General features: G+C 71.7%; 12 protein-coding genes. 6 read left to right on the top strand and 6 right to left on the bottom strand.

The features are described from left to right. The coding region (locus G3A44_RS21280) for an SdrD B-like domain-containing protein (RefSeq protein ID WP_203561517.1) at positions 1 to 1,812 on the bottom strand (1,812 nt) is incomplete at its 3' end. Between the two features lie 131 nt (positions 1,813 to 1,943). Continuing rightward, positions 1,944 to 2,744 (bottom strand): PEP-CTERM sorting domain-containing protein, encoded by an 801-nt coding sequence (locus G3A44_RS21275; RefSeq protein ID WP_163459760.1) that lies wholly within the window; start codon positions 2,742 to 2,744, stop codon positions 1,944 to 1,946. Between the two features lie 424 nt (positions 2,745 to 3,168). Here G3A44_RS21275 and G3A44_RS24205 point away from each other — a divergent pair, with 424 nt between their 5' ends. The 3 genes from G3A44_RS24205 to G3A44_RS21260 all read left to right on the top strand — a co-directional run bounded on the left by G3A44_RS24205 (position 3,169) and on the right by G3A44_RS21260 (position 6,743). Further along, complete coding sequence (locus G3A44_RS24205; RefSeq protein WP_163459759.1) at positions 3,169 to 4,713, top strand: methyl-accepting chemotaxis protein; 1,545 nt, start codon at positions 3,169 to 3,171, stop codon at positions 4,711 to 4,713. A gap of 85 nt (positions 4,714 to 4,798) precedes the next feature. Then, the gene (locus G3A44_RS21265) at positions 4,799 to 6,376 is read left to right on the top strand and encodes a methyl-accepting chemotaxis protein (RefSeq protein ID WP_163459758.1); all 1,578 of its coding nucleotides are present in this window, start codon (positions 4,799 to 4,801) and stop codon (positions 6,374 to 6,376) included. 49 nt (positions 6,377 to 6,425) lie between these two features. Continuing rightward, positions 6,426 to 6,743 carry a DUF2322 family protein gene (locus G3A44_RS21260; RefSeq protein ID WP_163459757.1) on the top strand — a complete coding sequence of 106 codons (318 nt, stop codon included), beginning with the start codon at positions 6,426 to 6,428 and terminating at the stop codon, positions 6,741 to 6,743. 106 nt (positions 6,744 to 6,849) lie between these two features. Here the strand turns inward: G3A44_RS21260 and G3A44_RS21255 are convergent, their stop codons facing one another. Continuing rightward, positions 6,850 to 7,266 carry an acyl-CoA thioesterase gene (locus G3A44_RS21255; RefSeq protein WP_163459756.1) on the bottom strand — a complete coding sequence of 139 codons (417 nt, stop codon included), beginning with the start codon at positions 7,264 to 7,266 and terminating at the stop codon, positions 6,850 to 6,852. A 39-nt stretch (positions 7,267 to 7,305) separates the two neighbouring features. Between G3A44_RS21255 and G3A44_RS21250 the strand changes: the two genes are divergently transcribed. Then, entirely contained in the window at positions 7,306 to 9,174 is a 1,869-nt protein-coding gene (locus G3A44_RS21250) for an ABCB family ABC transporter ATP-binding protein/permease (protein WP_163459755.1), read from the top strand. Beyond that, positions 9,155 to 10,099, top strand: a complete 945-nt coding sequence (locus G3A44_RS21245) for a LysR substrate-binding domain-containing protein (protein WP_163459754.1) — start codon at positions 9,155 to 9,157, stop codon at positions 10,097 to 10,099. Before G3A44_RS21250 ends, G3A44_RS21245 begins: the two co-directional genes overlap by 20 nt. Positions 10,100 to 10,109: 10 nt before the next feature. On the opposite strand, the gene G3A44_RS21240 is transcribed toward G3A44_RS21245, so the two are convergent. Further along, on the bottom strand, positions 10,110 to 13,628 hold the full coding sequence (locus tag G3A44_RS21240) for a BTAD domain-containing putative transcriptional regulator (protein WP_163459753.1): 3,519 nt from the start codon (positions 13,626 to 13,628) through the stop codon (positions 10,110 to 10,112). 98 nt (positions 13,629 to 13,726) lie between these two features. Between G3A44_RS21240 and pyrC the strand changes: the two genes are divergently transcribed. Then, entirely contained in the window at positions 13,727 to 14,764 is a 1,038-nt protein-coding gene (gene pyrC / locus G3A44_RS21235) for a dihydroorotase (RefSeq protein ID WP_163459752.1), read from the top strand. A 38-nt stretch (positions 14,765 to 14,802) separates the two neighbouring features. Here the strand turns inward: pyrC and waaC are convergent, their stop codons facing one another. Both waaC and G3A44_RS21225 read right to left on the bottom strand, forming a co-directional pair. Further along, positions 14,803 to 15,816, bottom strand: coding sequence for a lipopolysaccharide heptosyltransferase I (gene waaC / locus G3A44_RS21230; RefSeq protein WP_163459751.1), 1,014 nt, complete (start codon positions 15,814 to 15,816; stop codon positions 14,803 to 14,805). Beyond that, positions 15,813 to 16,481, bottom strand: coding sequence for a DUF4254 domain-containing protein (locus tag G3A44_RS21225; RefSeq protein WP_163459750.1), 669 nt, complete (start codon positions 16,479 to 16,481; stop codon positions 15,813 to 15,815). Before G3A44_RS21225 ends, waaC begins: the two co-directional genes overlap by 4 nt. Positions 16,482 to 16,499: the final 18 nt, after the last annotated feature.

The raw sequence follows: 16,499 nt of genomic DNA, 5'->3' as shown, positions 1-16,499 counted from the left end.
GGCGTCACGCAGGGTGACGGTCACGCCGCCCAGGCCGGCCTCGCCGGCGTCCTGCACGCCGTCGGCGTCGGCGTCCACAAAGACGGTGTCGCCCAGGGTGGCGGTCTGGATGAGGCCGGCGTCCAGGCTGGTGTTGGACTCGCCGGAGACCAGGGTGACCGGACCGGTGGCGGCGGTGGAGAAGACGTAACCCGAGGGGGCGACGAACTCGACCGAGTAGGTGCCCGGGGTCAGGTCGGCAAAGCTGTACTGGCCGTTGGCGTCGGTGGTGGTGGTGGCCACCACGGTGCCGGCGGCGTCCTTGAGGTTGACGGTCACGCCGGACTTGCCGGCTTCGCCGGCGTCCTGCACGCCATCGGCGTCGGCGTCCAGGAAGACGGTGTCGCCCAGGCTGGCCTTCTGGAACAGGCCGGCGTCAACGGTGGTGACGTGGTCGCCCTGGCCCAGGGTGATGGCGGCGGTGTTGCCAGCGGCGTCGATGTCGCTGTCGGCGGCGTCGTTGCCGCCTTGGTCGGCGGGGCTGATGCTGTAGCCGGCCGGGGCGGAGACGCCCACGGAGTAGGTGCCGGGCAGCACTTCAAAGCGGTACTGGCCGTTGGCGTCGGTGGTGGTGGTGGCCACCACGGCGCCGGCGGCGTCACGCAGGGTGACGGTCACGCCGCCCAGGCCGGCCTCGCCGGCGTCCTGCACGCCGTCGGCGTCGGCGTCCACAAAGACGGTGTCGCCCAGGGTGGCGGTCTGGATGAGGCCGGCGTCCAGGTCGGTGCGGACCTGGCCGTCCACCACGGTGAAGCTGCCGGTTTGGCCCAGGGTGCTGGCGTCGCTGTCCACGGCCGAGGCACCGGCGCCTTGGGCGGTGAAGGCGTAGCCGGCAGGGGCCACGAACTGCACCGAGTAGGTGCCCGCGGCGATGTTGGCGAAGACGTAGCTGCCGTCGCTGGCGGTGGTGGTGCTGGCCACCACGGTGCCGGCGGCGTCCAGCAGGTTCACGGTCACGCCGCCCTGGCCGGCTTCGCCGCTGTCCTGCAGGCCGTTGCCGTTGGCGTCCAGCCAGACCTTGTCGCCGACGAAGATCTCGGAGTCGCCGGACGGGCCGCCGTTGCCGCTGATGATGATGTCGTAGTGGTTGGGCACCGGGTCGGTGTCCACACCGCCCAGGGCGGTGCCGCCATCGTCGCGCACTTGGAAGTCGAAGCCCACCGTCTGGTTCTTCTGGCCCGGGGCGGGCACGAAGCTGAACAGGCCGGCGGCGATGTCGGCATAGCTGATCTCATCGCCGATGGCCACCGGCTGGCCGTTGAGCATCAGCGTGCCGTTGGTGGGCAGCGAGTTGAGGATGAGCGAGACGGGCTGGTCGGCCTCGTTGACCACCGGGTTGCCGTCGGCGTCCTGGTAGCTGTGCTCATCGAAGAATCCGAAGTCGTCGGGCACGAAGACGTAGGACTGGCCCACGTCCAGATAGGTCAGGGAGTCGGTGCCGTCGGGGGCGTCGTTCACCGGGTCCACGACGACATTCATTTCCAGCTCGATGTCGCTGCCGTCGCCGGCGTCAAACAGGAAGTTGAACGAGGGGAAGGCGCCGTTCCAGTTGGCGATGACGGCCGGGTCCACGGTCAGCTCGCCGGTGGCGGCGGAGTAGATCAGGCCCGCGTTGCTGAACTCACCGGTGATGGGGTCGATGTACCAGATCTCGCTGACGAGCACCGCACCCACGGCGGTGTAGCCGGCGTTGGCCAGGATGGCGTCAACGCTGAAGACGACGGCTTGGTCTTCTGGGACGTGGATCTCGGTGCTGAGGTTGATCGTGGACATGGAAACTCCTGTTCCTGGGGCGACGGGTTGGGCCAGGCGGCCCCGCTGGGCCCCGGCACCGGGAATGACGACGAAAAAAAGCCGGCGACGGCCGGCTTGCCGGGCCGCACGCGGGCCCGGATCAGTTCAGATCAGCGCTTGTCCAGACGACGGCGGGTCATCGTGGCCAGCAGGCCCAGACCGCCCAGCCACAGGGCGTAGGTGGTGGGCTCCGGCACGGCGGTCACAAAGACCTGATCCTGCGAATTGGTGCCCGTGCTGGACGCGCGCCAGACCTTGACCGAGGTGCCCTGGAAGCTGGTGTCGTAGAAGTTGTCCAGGATGTCCTGGGCCAAGTTGTAGACGGCCAGCGTGTTGCCCGAGGTCGCGGTGGCGATGTCCAGCTCGTCTTCATAGAGGCCGAAGTCGTCGGTCGAGCTGCCTGTGTGGTTGTAAGCGGTGTTCACGCCGTCGATCAGCAGCTCCCACAGGGCGACCTGCAAGGCGGCGGCCTGGTTGGTGGTGAAGCTGGTGGCGCTCAGGCCGCCATTGGCGTTGAAGGCGATGTTCAGCGCGTCAGACGCCAAGGCGGCGCCGAACAGACGTTCCAGCGTGCCGTAGCTCAGGCTCACGCCATTGCCCGACTGGTAGCTGGCCACGCTGTACAGGCCGTCCGAACCCGGCACGGCAGGCTCCAAGCAGAAGCTGGCGAAGGAGGTGAGCGCGCCCGTGGGCACGCCGGTGTAGGTGAACCACTTGCTGACGCCGGTCAGGCCGCTGCTGCTGCCCGACGGTTTGTTGTCGAAATTGACGATCACCGACTCGCCGTTGTTGTAGACGTCACCTTCCTGGGTCGGGGTGTAGGTCACCGCCGCGTGGGCCAGCGGCGACAGCAGGCAGGCGCCCACAAAGGTGGCGAGGCTGGTGACGGTCCGGAACAGCGTGGTGGCCATGGTGTACTCGACTTCTTGCAGATTGAAACTTTTGGATACGTTGGATTGTCGCCTGACACAAAGATCCTTGCCAGCCCGGGGTGTCAAGTTGCCCCCCAAGCCGTAGGGGGGAGACACCGGCGATCCACCGTCAGGTGCGGAATATTCCCGCATCGCAGGGGGGCTGTCGCGTCCCTCCGGGGCGGGCGGTCAGATACGGTTTACAGACGTCGCTTTCATTTCGATACGTATGTCCCCGCCCTGGCTGGCATCGCTGACGGGCCATGTCAAACGCCGCGCAGGCGGCATCAAGCGGACTTAGTCCCGGCTATTTGCCGTCTTGGCCTTCAAGTCCGCGCGGCACAGTGCCGATGCGGAGTCCGGGCGCCGTCGCGCCCGCCGTCGTGGCCCTCGCGGGCCGCAGCCAAGCAGTACGAGGTGCGCGATGACGTGGTTGGAGAATTTGCGCCTGGGTGAGCGGCTCGCCCTGGCTTATGGCGCCGTGGTGGCCTTGTTGCTGGCCCTGCTGGGGGTGATGGTGGTGCAGGCCGGGCAGGTCAGAGCCACCACGGAGGCCCTGGTGGGGGAGCAGGCCGAGCGCCTGGCCCTGGCCCGGGAGTGGCGCCAGAACATCCTGGTCAACAGCCAGCGCGCCCTGGCCCTGGGGATGGGGGCCACGCCGGAGATGAAGAACTTCTTCGAGGCCGAGATGAAGAGCGTGACCGCCCGCACCTCCGTCATCCAGAAGCGGTTTGCTGAGCTGGAGACCACGCCCGAGGGGTTGGCCGTGCAGGCACGCCTGACCGAGGTACGCCAGCGCTACCTGGCGGCCCGCGGAAAATTGATGGGCGCCGCGGAGCAGGGGTCCACGGCCACGGCCGTGGCCGCCGGCCAGTTCGTGGACGTGACCAAGGCTTATGTGGCGGTGGCCGACGATCTGGTGCGCCACCAGGAGTCGCGCCAGGAAGCCATGGGGGCCGACACCCTGGCCACGCTGGGCCGGGCCAGCGCCTGGTTCCTGGGCGTGTTGCTGGCCTGTGTGGCGGTGGCCGTCCTCTCGGGCTGGTGGCTCACCCGCAGCCTGGCGCGGCCCCTGCAATCGGTGCAGGCGGTGGCCCGGGCCATCGCCCAGGGCGACCTGACCCAGGTCATCCATGCCCCCGGCCGGGCCGAGACCGCCGAGTTGCTGCGCACCATGGACGAGATGCAGCAGGCCCTGCGCCGGCTGGTGGGCGAGGTCCGCCAGGCCACCGACAGCATTGGCACCGCCAGCCACGAGGTGGCCTCGGGCAATGCCGACCTGAGCGCCCGCACCGAGCAGACCGCCTCCAGCCTGGAGCAGACCGCCAGCTCCATGGAGCAGCTCACCACCACGGTGCGCCAGAGCGCGGACGCCGCGCGCACCGCCAACCAGCTGGCCAGCTCCGCGGCCGAGGTGGCGCAGCGCGGTGGCACCGTGGTGCAGCAGGTGGTGGGCACCATGGGCGAGATCCATCAGGCCAGCCGCAAGATCAGCGACATCATCGGCGTGATCGACGGCATCGCCTTCCAGACCAACATCCTGGCGCTCAACGCGGCGGTGGAAGCCGCCCGCGCCGGCGAGCAGGGCCGCGGCTTTGCCGTGGTGGCGGGCGAGGTGCGCAGCCTGGCCCAGCGCAGCGCCGACGCCGCCCGTGAGATCAAGGGCCTCATCGGCGCCAGCGTGGAGCGGGTGGAGTCGGGCAGTGCCCTGGTCAGCCAGGCCGGCACCACCATGGAGGAGCTGGTGCAGTCCGTGCGCCGGGTGGCCGACATCGTGGGCGAGATCTCCGCCGGGGCGGCCGACCAGAGCCAGGGCATTGGCGAGGTCAACCAAGCCGTCTCGCACCTGGACCAGATGACGCAGCAGAACGCGGCCCTGGTCGAGCAGTCCAGCGCCGCGGCCGAGAGCCTGCGCGAGCAGGCCGGCCGGCTGGGCACCCTGGTCAGCGCCTTCCGGCTGCAGGGCTGAGCGACTGGCCGGCCCGCGGGGGCGCACCGCCTGCGGGACGGACCAAGACGACGACAGACACACCGACGACAGGAGACAGGAGAACATGCTCGACAACCTCACTTTCCGTCAGAAGGTCTGGGTGCTGGTCGCCTCGGCCGTGGCCGCCGTGGCCATTTGCGGGGCCCTGGCCTTGTGGCTGCTGGCCCGCCACACCACGCAGGCGCGCGAGGAACAGCTCGTCACCGCGGTGCAGTCGGCCCACAGCATCGTGGCCGCCTACCAGGCGCAGGCCGCCGCCGGCAAGCTCAGCCCCGAGCAGGCGCAGACCGCCGCGGCCAACGCCTTGCGCGTGGCCCGCTACGGCGGCGACGGCGGCAAGGCCGACTACTTCTACATCTGGGGCCTGGACGGCAAGGGCGTGATGCACCCCATCAAGCCCGAGTGGGACGGCCAGCCCATGCTGGGCAAGATCAAGGACGGCCAGGGCGTGGACATCGTCAAGGCCCTGATCGACGGCGCGGCCGCCAGCCGCGACGGCAAGGCCTTCGTGATGACCAATTTCCCGCGGCCGGGCCAGACCGAGCCGGTGCCCAAGCTGCAGTACATCATTCGTGTGGACGGCTGGAACTGGGTCGTGGGCTCCGGTCTGTACATGGACGACCTGCAGGCCGAGGTCCGGGCCTTCGCCCTGCAGGGCCTGGCCTTCACCGGCCTGATGATGCTGGCCCTGGGCGCCATCGGCATGTGGCTGGCGCGCAGCGTGCTGCGCCAGCTGGGGGGCGATCCCCAGGTGGCCGCCGCGGCGGTGGCCCAGATCGCCGGCGGCAACCTCTCGGCCCAGCTGCCGCGGGCCACGCCGGGCAGCCTGATCGACGCCCTGGGCCACATGGCCAGCTCGCTGCGCCAGATGGTGGGCCAGGTGCGCCATGCCACCGACAGCATCGGCACCGCCTCGGCCGAGATCGCCAGCGGCAACACCGACCTGAGCCAGCGCACCGAACAGACCGCCTCCAACCTGGAGAAGACCGCCAGCGCCATCAGCCAGCTCACCGGCAACGTGCACCAGAGCGCCGAGGCCGCGCGCACCGCCAACCAGCTGGCCAGCTCCGCGGCCGAGGTGGCCCGCCGCGGTGGCGAGGTGGTGGGCCAGGTGGTCAGCACCATGCAGGAGATCCAGCAGGCCAGCCACAAGATCAGCGACATCATCGGCGTGATCGACGGCATCGCCTTCCAGACCAACATCCTGGCGCTGAACGCGGCGGTGGAAGCCGCCCGGGCCGGCGAGCAGGGCCGCGGCTTTGCCGTGGTGGCCGGAGAGGTGCGCAGCCTGGCCCAGCGCAGCGCCGACGCCGCCAAGGAGATCAAGACCCTCATCGGCGCCAGCGTGGAGCGGGTGGAGAGCGGCACCCGCCTGGTGGGTGACGCCGGCCAGACCATGACCGAGATCGTAGGCAGCGTGCAGCGGGTGAGCGATGTGGTCAGCGAGATCACGGCCGCCGCGGCCGAGCAGAGCCAGGGCATCCAGGACGTCAACGCCGCCATCACCCAGCTCGACCAGATGACCCAGCAGAACGCGGCGCTGGTGGAAGAAAGCGCCGCCGCCGCCGAAAGCCTGCGCGAGCAGGCCGGCCGGCTCTCGGGCGTGGTCAGCACCTTCCAAGTAGAGGCGGGCGGGCGCTGAGGCCGGGCGGCCGCGCGGTTACAGTGCGCCGCCTTTGCTGGAGCCCGTCATGAACTTTGCCGACACCCTCAAGACCCTGCCCTCCGTCGCCCACCTTGCCGGCCTGAGCCTGCAGGATGCGGCGGGCCAGACCGTGGCCACGCTGGAGAACAAGCCCGGCCAGGCCGGCTCGCTGGCTGTCTATCACGCCCTGGCCCAGCGCCATGGTGGCGCCATCACCCCGGCGGCGGCCGCCGAGGGCCTGGCCCTCTACGCCGAGCACACCGCCGACGCCCGCGCCTTCCCCGGCAAGCACCCCAACATCGACCGGCTCATGGCCTGGGCCGCCGGCAGCCAGTCCTACGCCGTCACCCTGGTGGCGGCCTGAAGACGGCTGGGGAACAGCCTGAAAGCGCGACAGGGCGCCCCAGCGCCCTGTCCGCAAACTTCTGGAAGAGGCCGACGCCATCAAGCGGGGCCGGCCGGTGGGCCGTTCAGCCCTGCGGCGCGCGTGAAATTGGCCGCGGCTGGCCGTTCAGGTCAATGGCCACGTAGGTCAGCGTGGCCTGTGTCACCTTCACCACCTGCAGGTCGGCCGGGTTGCGCTCGGCATACACCTCCACGTCCACCGTGATGGAGGTGTTGCCCACCCGGGTGACCTGGGCGTAGAAGCTCAGCAGGTCGCCCACCGAGACGGCCTGCTTGAAGATGAACTCCTTGACCGCCACGGTGGCGATGCGGCCCTTGGCGATGCGCATGGGCAGCACGGCCCCGGCCAGGTCCACCTGCGCCATGATCCAGCCGCCAAAGATGTCGCCATTGCCATTGGCATCGGCCGGCATGGGCATGACACGCAGCACCAGCTCGCGGTCGGTGGGCAGGCTCAAGGGGGGATTGGGGTTAGCACTCATGGGGGCGGATTGTGGGGCCGGGGGCGACAATCCCGCCCCATGCGCCGCGCCACCCTGGATTCTCCCGCTGACCCCGCCACCCCTGCCGGGCCCCGTTCTGACTGGGCCACGCTGCAACGCCTGCTGCCCTTCTTCTGGGCTTACAAGGGCCGGGTGGCGGCGGCGCTGGCGTTCTTGGTGGCGGCCAAGCTGGCCAACCTGGGGGTGCCGCTGCTGCTCAAGGAGTTGGTGGACGCGCTGGACGTGAAGCCGGGCGACCCGCAGGCCCTGGCGGTGGTGCCGGCCGGGCTGCTGCTGGCCTATGCGCTGCTGCGCCTGTCCACCACGCTGTTCACTGAGCTGCGCGAGCTGGTGTTTGCCAAGGCCACGCATGGCGCGGCGCGGGAGATTGCGCTGCAGACCTTTCGCCACCTGCATGCGCTGAGCTTGCGCTTTCACCTGGAGCGGCAGACCGGCGGCATGACCCGCGACATTGAGCGCGGCACGCGGGCGCTGCAGTCGCTGGTGTCGTATTCGCTCTACACCATCCTGCCCACGCTGGTGGAGTTGGCGCTGGCCATGGTGCTGCTGGCGCGCATGCTGGACCTGGGTTTTGTGTGGATCACGCTGGCGGCGCTGGGGGTGTACGCGGTGTTCACCATCAGCATCACCGAGTGGCGCACCCACTACCGGCGCGAGATGAACCTGCTCGATTCACAGGCGCACAGCAAGGCGGTGGATGCGCTGCTGAACTACGAGACGGTGAAGTACTTCAACAACGAGGACTTCGAGGCGCGCCGCTACGACCAGGGGCTGGACGCATACCGCCGCGCGCAGATCAAGTCGCAAGGCACGCTGTCGCTGCTCAACGTGGGGCAGCAGGCCATCATCGCCACCTCGCTGCTGGCCATGCTGTGGCGTGCCACCACCGGGGTGGTGGAGGGGCGCCTGAGCCTGGGCGACCTCGTGATGGTCAACGCCCTGCTGATCCAGCTCTACATCCCGCTGAACTTTCTGGGCGTGCTCTACCGCGAGGTCAAGCAGAGCCTGACCGACCTGGACAAGATGTTCACCCTGCTCTCGCGCGAGCGGGAGGTGGCCGATGCGCCGGGCGCGGCACCGCTGCAGGTGGCGGGTGCTGCGGTGCGCTTTGAGGACGTGCACTTCGCCTACGACCCGGCGCGGCCCATTCTGCAGGGGCTGAGCTTTGAGATCCCGGCGGGCAAGACGGTGGCGGTGGTGGGGGCCAGCGGCGCGGGCAAGAGCACGCTGGCGCGGCTGCTGTACCGCTTCTATGACGTGAGCACGGAAGGGGGCGGCCGCATCACCGTGGACGGGCAGGACATCCGCACCGTCACGCAGGACAGCCTGCGCCGCCACATCGGCATCGTGCCGCAGGACACGGTGCTGTTCAACGACACCATCGCCTACAACATCGCCTACGGCCGCACCGGCGCCAGCCGTGAGGAGGTGGAGGCCGCGGCCCGTGCGGCCCACATCCACGACTTCATCGTGGCCCAGCCCAAGGGCTACGACACCCTGGTGGGCGAGCGCGGCCTGAAGCTCTCGGGCGGCGAGAAGCAGCGCGTGGCCATTGCCCGCACGCTGCTCAAGAATCCACCCATCTTGATCTTTGACGAGGCCACCTCGGCGCTGGACTCCGCCAACGAGCGCGCCATCCAGAGCGAGCTGGCCAGCGCCTCGGCGGGCAAGACCACGCTGGTCATCGCCCACCGCCTGTCCACCGTGGCCGAGGCCCACGAGATCCTGGTCATGGAGGCCGGGCAGGTGGTGGAGCGGGGTTCGCACCAAGACCTGCTGGCGATGGGCGGGCGCTATGCTCGCATGTGGGCGCTGCAGCACGCCGGCCAGGGCGCCGGCGCGGCGGGGGCCCAGGAGACCGCATCGCATGGACACCAAGTGGCTTGAGGACTTCGTCAGCCTGGCCGAAACGCACAGTTTTTCCCGCTCGGCGCAGCTGCGCCACGTCACCCAGCCGGCGTTCTCGCGCCGCATCCAGGCGCTGGAGGCCTGGGCCGGCATCGACCTGGTGGACCGCTCCTCCTACCCCACGCGGCTCACGCCGGCGGGGGAGACCTTCCACGCCCAGGCGCTGGAGATCCTGGACGCGCTGCAGGCCACGCGCAACATGATGCGCAGCCACCAGGTGGCGGGGCAGGACACCATCGAGTTCGCGGTGCCGCACACGCTGGCCTTCACCTTCTTCCCGCACTGGCTGATGGACCTGCGCCAGCACTTCGGGCACCTCAAGAGCCGGCTCATCGGCCTGAACGTGCACGACGCCGTGCTGCGCCTGACGGAGGGCGGCTGCGACCTGCTGATCGCCTACCACCACATCACGCAGCCGCTGCAGCTCAGCTCCGACCGCTACGAGATGCTCAGCCTGGGCCACGAGCTGCTGGCCCCGTACGCCCGGGCCGATGGCGAGGGGCAGCCCTTGTTCCGCCTGCCGGGCACACCGCGCCAGCCGGTGCCGCTGCTCTCGTATGCCTCGGGGGCCTACATGGCGCGGCTGGTCGAGCAGATCATCAAGCACGCCACCGTGCAGCCGCATCTGGACCCGATCTACGAGACCGACATGGCCGAGGGCCTGAAGGCCATGGCGCTGGAAGGGCATGGCTTGGCCTTCCTGCCGGCCAGCTCGGTGCGTAAGGAGCTGCGTGCCGGCCGCCTGGTGCCCGCCGGCAACAGCGACTACGAGCTGACCATGGAGGTGCGCATCTACCGTGAGCGCGCCCAGTTCGCCCGCCACATCAAGCCGGTGGCGCAGGAGGTGTGGGACTTTCTGCGCGAGCGCCAGCGGGGCACCCACGGCGAGGGCGTGGAGCCCTGAGCGCCCCCAGTCAATCCTGGGGTGCCGTCCAGGCCCAGGCCCAGGCGGACAACGCCTGAGGTTGGCAGTCCAGCGCCGCGGCGGGCACCGCCGCCGCCAGGGCGTGCAGCGCCGGCCCAAAGCGCGCCTCCCAGGCCTGGCGGGCCTGCGCCTGCCAGTGGGCGGCGGCCGCCATGTCGCCCAGAGCGCGGGCGGCGCGCCAGGCGGTGCGCCACAGCCGCTCTGGCGGCATGAAGGGATGGGCCAGCGTGCCCAGCCGGGCGCAGGCCTGGCGGGCCAGGGCGTCCGCCTCGGCGATCCATGCCGCCGCCCGTGAGGGATCCCCCGCGTCATGGGGCTCGGCGGCGGCCAGCAGGCGTTCGGCCTCGGCCGCGTCGGCCATCCAGGCGCCGGGCAGGTATTCCTGCTGGGCGGCCTGTTGGCGCACCGCCTGAAAGCCGGCGCGGGCCGCGTCCAGGGGCAGGCGCCTGGCCACGGCCAGTTGGGCCCGCCAGACGGTGGGTTGCGGGGTGGCCTGGGCGCAGGCGGCCAGCAGCTGCGCGGCGCGGTCGTCGGCCGGCGACGGGCCGGCGCGTGGTGGCGGGTCCACCGTCTCCAGCCGCAGCAGCAGGTCCAGGCGGAAGGCCAGGCGCGCGGCTGGCACGCCAGCCAGCCGCACGGCGTGGCGCCCGCCCAGCACGGCCCAGGCCAGGTCAGGCCGCTCTAGCCGCCACCACAGTTCGGCCAGAAACTCCTCAGCCGCGGCCCGGGCGGCCGACAGCTCATGGCCGTCGATGAGGCCGTCCACCACCCCCTGCAGCAGGCGCCAGGCCTCGGCCAGCCGGTCCTGGCCCACCAGGAACATGCCCAGATTGGTCCGTACGGCCTGCACGTCCAGCGTCTGCCCGCCCAGTTGCAGCAGACGCTGGGTGCTTTCGGCGGTCTGCACCGCCTCGTCCAGCCGGCCCAGGGCTGCATGCTGCACCGCCAGGGCGTTCAGCGCGCTCAGCTCCACCTCCCAGTGGCTGCATTGCCGGGCCAGGTGCAGGGCCTGCTGCAGCGCCGCCACGGCGGCGCGTCGGTGCAGGGCAAAGTGCAGCGCAATGCCATAGGCATGCCACAGCTCGCAGCGCGGCACCGGGTCTTCCAGCGGCGTCTGGGTGTCCTGGTCCACCAGGGCCTCCACCTCGGCGCGGGCGCTGTCGCTGGCGGGGTCGGCCTCCAGCAGGGCCCGGGCGCGCTCCAGCCGCAGGCGAAAGCGCAGCGCCCGCTGGGCGGCCGGCAGCGGCGCGCCGTCGGGTGGGACCGGCAGGGCGGCCAGCCCGGCGTCGGCTTCGCGCAGGCTCTCCTGCACCTGCTCCAGTTGCAGGTGCAGGGCGGCGGCGGCCAGGCACAGCTCGGGCCGCAGCGCCGGCGGGTCGGGCAGGTGGGCCGCGTTGGCCGCCAGTTCAGCCAGCGTGGCCAGACGGCTGGCCGCGTCGTGGCGGCTGTCCTGCTGCTGCAGCAGCGACAGCCGCGTGCGCCAGGCCTCCACCGGTTCGCCGGCGCGCTCGAACAGGTCGGCCGCCTCCTGCAGCCGGGTTTCCCGCAGGTCCAGCTGCCCCGCCTGGGCGGCACCGGCGGCGGCCTGGCGCAGACAGCGCGCGGCCGCCCCCCATTGGCCCTGCTGGGCATGGCGCTCGGCCTGGCGTTCGGGCGGGGCGGCGCGCAGCAGCGGGCTGGCGGCGATGCGCGCCAACAGATTGCGGCGCACCGGGTCGGGCAGGGTGGCGGCCAGGGCCTCCTGCAGACCGCCCGGCAGGGCGCCCTCTTCGTCCAGCAGGCCGGCCTGCTCCAGCTCGGCCCAGGCCTCGGCCAGGTCCAGGGCGCTGCGGCCCAGCACTTCGCAGGCCAGGCCCACCTCGTGGTCCTGGCCTGCCAGGGCGGCCACCTGGGCCAGTTGCCGGGCGGCTGGGCTCAGCCGGGCCAGCAGGGGCTGGGCCCAGTGGGCGGGGTCGGGGCCCGGCAGGGGCGGCACGGTGCCCGGCCTGGCCCCCGCGGCCTCGCGCAGCAGGGCCACGGCATAGGCGGGTCGGCCTTGGCCGGTGCCCTGCAGGGCGGTCAGCAACTGGGCCTCCTGGGCGCGCGCCGCGGCGTCGGTGGCCTCTGCCTGACCGGTGTGGTGCGCGCGCCAGTGGCGCAGCAGGTCGCGCAGGGCGGGCTCGGGCAGCGGGTCCAGGGCCAGCGTGGGCCAGGGCGGCGTCTGGTGGGGCACCTGCGGCGCCGCGACCGCGGCCGGCGCAGGGTGGTGGCCCAGCAGCCAGCGGGGCAGTCCGGGGGCGTCGGCATGGCGCCGCAGCCAGTCCAGGCTTTGGGCGTCGGCCCATTGCAGGTCGTCCAGCAGCAGCCAGGCACAGCCCGCCTGTCGGGCGTGCTGCAGGGCCTGGCGCAGGCCTTCGTCGAGCTGGGCGCGGCTGGGGCCGGCGCTGGGGGCCACCCGGCTGGCGTGGTCTCCGCCCGGCAGGCGGTGGGCCAGCAGGCGGCGCAGCTCGGGTGATTCGGGCAGGCCCCGCTCAGGCACCAGTCGGTGCAGCAGGCGGCCCAGGCTGGCATAGGGCGTCAGGCGGTCGTCACGGTGCGCCCGCTCGCGTGCGGTCACGCCCAGCGGGTCGGCCAGGGCGCGCAGCAGGCGACTCACACCGGCGCCGGGTGGGCCTTGCACCTGCAGGCTGCGACCGGCCTGCACCCAAGCCTGGGCGGTATGCAGCGCCGCCTCGCGGCCCAGCAGGGGGTAGGCCGGTCCTGGGCCTGTGGGGCCCGCCGCGTGGGCCGGGGCGGGCGCGCCGCGTTCGATCTCGGCCAGCAGGGCCAGGGTCTGGGCGCTGGGCCGCAGGCCCAGCTCCTCGCGCAGCGCGGCCTCGCAGCGGCCGAAGCTCTCGACCGCCGCGGCGGCTTGACCCTGGTCGCGCTGCAGCCGCATGAGCCGGCGCCAGGCGGCCTCGTCCAGCGGGTCCAGACCCAGGCTCAGGCGGGTCAGGGCCTCGGCGGGGCGGTGCTGACCGGCTTGCGCCAGGGCCTCACTGCGGCGGGCCAGTTCGCTGGCCCGGCGCGCCTGCCAGGCCTGACGGGCCTGGCGCACCCAGGACTGCAGGGCCCGGCCATCGGCGCCAAAGTCCAGCCCGGCCAGCAGCTCGGCGGCCAGCTGGCTGTCGTCGAGTGTGGCGTCGGTCTGCAGCAGGTCCACGCGCAGGCCCTCGGCCAAGCGCAGGGGCTCGCCGGACAGCAGGGGCTGGCCGGCCTGCTGCTTCAGGCGGAACAGCCGCTGGCGCAGGTTGTTGGCGGCTCCGGCCGGGCTGGCGTCGGGCCACAGGCGGGCCTGGAGGGACTCGCGCCCCACGGCGGGCTCCAGCGCCACCAGGGCCAGCAGGGCAGCGTCCTTGCGTGCCAAGGCTTGCGGGGCGCCCGCAGGGCCGCTCAGCCTGGGCGGGCCCAGGAGCTGCAGCCGCAGGGCCGGGGCGGACGCCGTGTCGGGGGCCAAAGTGGGGGCGGCCGGTGCGGGTAAGGGCAGCATGGCGGGGCAAGGCGGAAGGGGGCCAAGCGCCACCGGCGCCGGCAGCACGCAGCGGCGCCATTATTGGCCCGCCGCGCGGCGCGGGGGACAATCCCGGCATGAGCCGCCCTGACACCCTCACCCTCATCCGTCCCGACGACTGGCACCTGCATGTGCGCGATGGCGCCGCCCTGGCCGCCGTGGTGCCTGACACCGCCCGCCAGTTCGGCCGCGCGATCATCATGCCCAACCTGCGCCCCCCGGTGACCACCACCGAGCAGGCCCTGGCCTACAAGGCGCGCATCGCCGCCGCCGTGCCCGCCGGCGTGGCCTTTGAGCCGCTGATGACGCTGTACCTGACCGACAACACCCCGGCCGAGGAAATCACCCGGGCCCAGGCCGCTGGCATCGTCGCGCTCAAGCTTTACCCCGCCGGCGCCACCACCAACAGCGATGCCGGCGTGACCGACATCCGCAAGACCTACGCCACGCTGGAGGCCATGCAGCGCGCAGGCCTGGTGCTGTGCGTGCACGGTGAAGTGACCGACCCCGCGGTGGATGTGTTCGACCGCGAGGCGGTGTTCATTGACCAGGTGATGCAGCCGCTGCGCCGCGACTTCCCGGAGTTGAAGGTGGTGTTCGAGCACATCACCACCCAGGAGGCCGCCCAGTACGTGGCCAGCGCCGGCGCCTACACAGCGGCCACGCTCACCGCGCACCACCTGCTTTACAACCGCAACGCCATCTTCCAGGGTGGGCTGCGGCCGCACTACTACTGCCTGCCCGTGCTCAAGCGCGAGGTGCACCGCCAGGCCCTGGTGGCCGCGGCCACCAGCGGCTCTGACCGCTTCTTCCTGGGTACGGACAGCGCGCCGCACCCGGCGCACCTGAAGGAGCATGCCGCGGCCTGCGCCGGCTGCTACACCGCACTCTCGGCCATCGAGCTGTATGCCGAGGCCTTCGAGGCCGCCGGCGCGCTGGACCAGTTGGAAGGCTTTGCCAGCCTGCACGGCCCGGCCTTCTACGGCCTGCCGGTCAATGCCGGCACCATCACCTTGAAGCGCGAGGCCTGGACCCTGCCCGAGAGCCTGCCCTTTGGTGAGGCCAGCCTCAAGCCGCTGCGTGGCGGTGAAACCCTGGGCTGGCGCCTGGCCTGATGGCCTGATCGCTGGGGCCGGCGCAGGCGGGCGGCCGGTCAGATTGCCAAACCGGCGATCTGTTCGTCCACCAGCGCCATCACCTCGGCCAGGCTGGGGCGCTGGCCCCGGCCACCGAGGCTGCGCACCCAGGCTGGGCCGGTGATGCCCACCAAGCCGGGTTCGTGGTCGCAGTAAATGCCCACGGTGGGCAGTGCAAACGCGGCGGCCAGGTGCGAGAAGCCGGTGTCCAGCCCCACGGCGGCGCGGCAGCGGCCCAAGACCTCGCCCATGTCCTGCACGCTCAAGAAGGGCGGCACCACGCCGCCACAGCCGGCGGCAATGCGCTCGGCGCGGGCTTGCTCGTCCGGGCTGCCCCACACCACCACCGGCGTCAGGCCCAGCGCTTTGAAGCGTTGGCCCACGGCCATCCAGTGGTCCTCGGGCCACAGTTTCTCGGGCCGGCTGGCGCAGGGAATCAAGGCCACGGCGGGCAGTGGCGGCAGCCAGGCGGGCGTGGCCCGCGGGCGGATGCCAAAGTCGGCCGGGCGGGTGGGCATGGCGTAGCCCGCCGCCGCGGCCATCAGCCGGCGAGAGCGCTCCACGGCGTGCAGCGTGCGCGGCACCTTGACCTTGCGGTCATAGAACAGCGACGCCAGGGGCTCGCGGGCGCTGCCCCAGTCATAGCCCACCAACGGGCCGTGGGCCTGCCGGCCCCAGAGCACGCTCTTGAGCAGCAGGCCTTGCAGGTCCACCACCAGGTCATAGCGCTCGGCCTGCAGGGCGGCGCGGGCCTCGCCCATCAGCGCCCAGGTGGCGCGTTGGCCCAGGGCCTTGCGCCACTTGCGCCAGGCGATCGGCAGCACGCGGCGCACGCCGGGGTGCAGACCGGGCAGGGCGGCAAAGGGCTTTTCCACCAGCCAGTCCACGGTGCTGCCGGGCCGCGCGGTCAGCAGGTCGGTCACGGCGGCCAGGGCGTGCACCACGTCACCCATGGACGAGGTTTTGACCACCAAGACCTTCAGCGGTCCTGTCGGGGGCACGGCGGCTGACATGGCAGCAGAAGCGCTCATCCGGCCTGGCGGCCGGCGGCCTCACGCACCAACGCCGGGTTCAGGCGCGGGTCGTTGTACATCTTGAACTGGCGGTAGACCTTGAAGTAGGCGCGGCCGGCCAGGCTGTCGGCCAGCAGCTCGTCCAGGCAGCGGCCCAGGTCGGCGCGCTGGGCCAGCAGGCGGTCCAGCTTGGCTTGGCTGCTGGCGCGGTGGGCGTCGTCCACATCGGTGCGCTGGGTCTGCTCGCGCATGGCACGGGCCTTGAGCGCCATGATGGACAGGCGGTCCACCATGGAGCCGGCGGTCTCGCTGTTCAGGCGGGCGCCCGGGGCCACGCGGCTGACGGGGGCATCGGTGCGGGCGCTCTCGGGCTCGACCAGCCCCAGGGCGATGAGCAGCAGTTCGTCCACGCGCTCGGTGGCGTCGTTGCGGGCCTGGTTGTAGCGGTCGATGGCGCGCTTGTTGGCGGCAATCTCTTCGGCGCTGACCTGGGTGCGGCGGGCCAGGTCTTCCTCATTCCACAGCAGGTTGTTGAAGCGGTGGTTGGAGAGGATCCAGAAACGCAGGCCCTGTTCGGGGCCTGCCTCGGTGAGCGGGGCATCGCTGACCGGCCAGTCCGCACGGGCCAGGCAGGCGTCGTGCCAGTCCAGCACGTGTTGGGAAGACAGGGGCAGGTCGGTCATGGGGCGCTCCGGGTCGGC

The organism is Ideonella livida, from assembly GCF_010499455.1.
In the GTDB taxonomy this organism is placed as follows: Bacteria; Pseudomonadota; Gammaproteobacteria; order Burkholderiales; family Burkholderiaceae_C; genus Ideonella; species Ideonella livida.
The sequence above is the reverse complement of the archived record's forward strand: the minus strand, read 5'-3'. Positions and strand labels throughout refer to the sequence as shown.

Coding starts and splice junctions, on each gene's coding strand:
- G3A44_RS21275 (WP_163459760.1), bottom strand. CDS start 2,744: ATGGCCACCACGCTGTTCCGGACCGTCACCAGCCTCGCCACCTTTGTG.
- G3A44_RS24205 (WP_163459759.1), top strand. CDS start 3,169: ATGACGTGGTTGGAGAATTTGCGCCTGGGTGAGCGGCTCGCCCTGGCT.
- G3A44_RS21265 (WP_163459758.1), top strand. CDS start 4,799: ATGCTCGACAACCTCACTTTCCGTCAGAAGGTCTGGGTGCTGGTCGCC.
- G3A44_RS21260 (WP_163459757.1), top strand. CDS start 6,426: ATGAACTTTGCCGACACCCTCAAGACCCTGCCCTCCGTCGCCCACCTT.
- G3A44_RS21255 (WP_163459756.1), bottom strand. CDS start 7,266: ATGAGTGCTAACCCCAATCCCCCCTTGAGCCTGCCCACCGACCGCGAG.
- G3A44_RS21250 (WP_163459755.1), top strand. CDS start 7,306: ATGCGCCGCGCCACCCTGGATTCTCCCGCTGACCCCGCCACCCCTGCC.
- G3A44_RS21245 (WP_163459754.1), top strand. CDS start 9,155: ATGGACACCAAGTGGCTTGAGGACTTCGTCAGCCTGGCCGAAACGCAC.
- G3A44_RS21240 (WP_163459753.1), bottom strand. CDS start 13,628: ATGCTGCCCTTACCCGCACCGGCCGCCCCCACTTTGGCCCCCGACACG.
- pyrC (WP_163459752.1), top strand. CDS start 13,727: ATGAGCCGCCCTGACACCCTCACCCTCATCCGTCCCGACGACTGGCAC.
- waaC (WP_163459751.1), bottom strand. CDS start 15,816: ATGAGCGCTTCTGCTGCCATGTCAGCCGCCGTGCCCCCGACAGGACCG.
- G3A44_RS21225 (WP_163459750.1), bottom strand. CDS start 16,481: ATGACCGACCTGCCCCTGTCTTCCCAACACGTGCTGGACTGGCACGAC.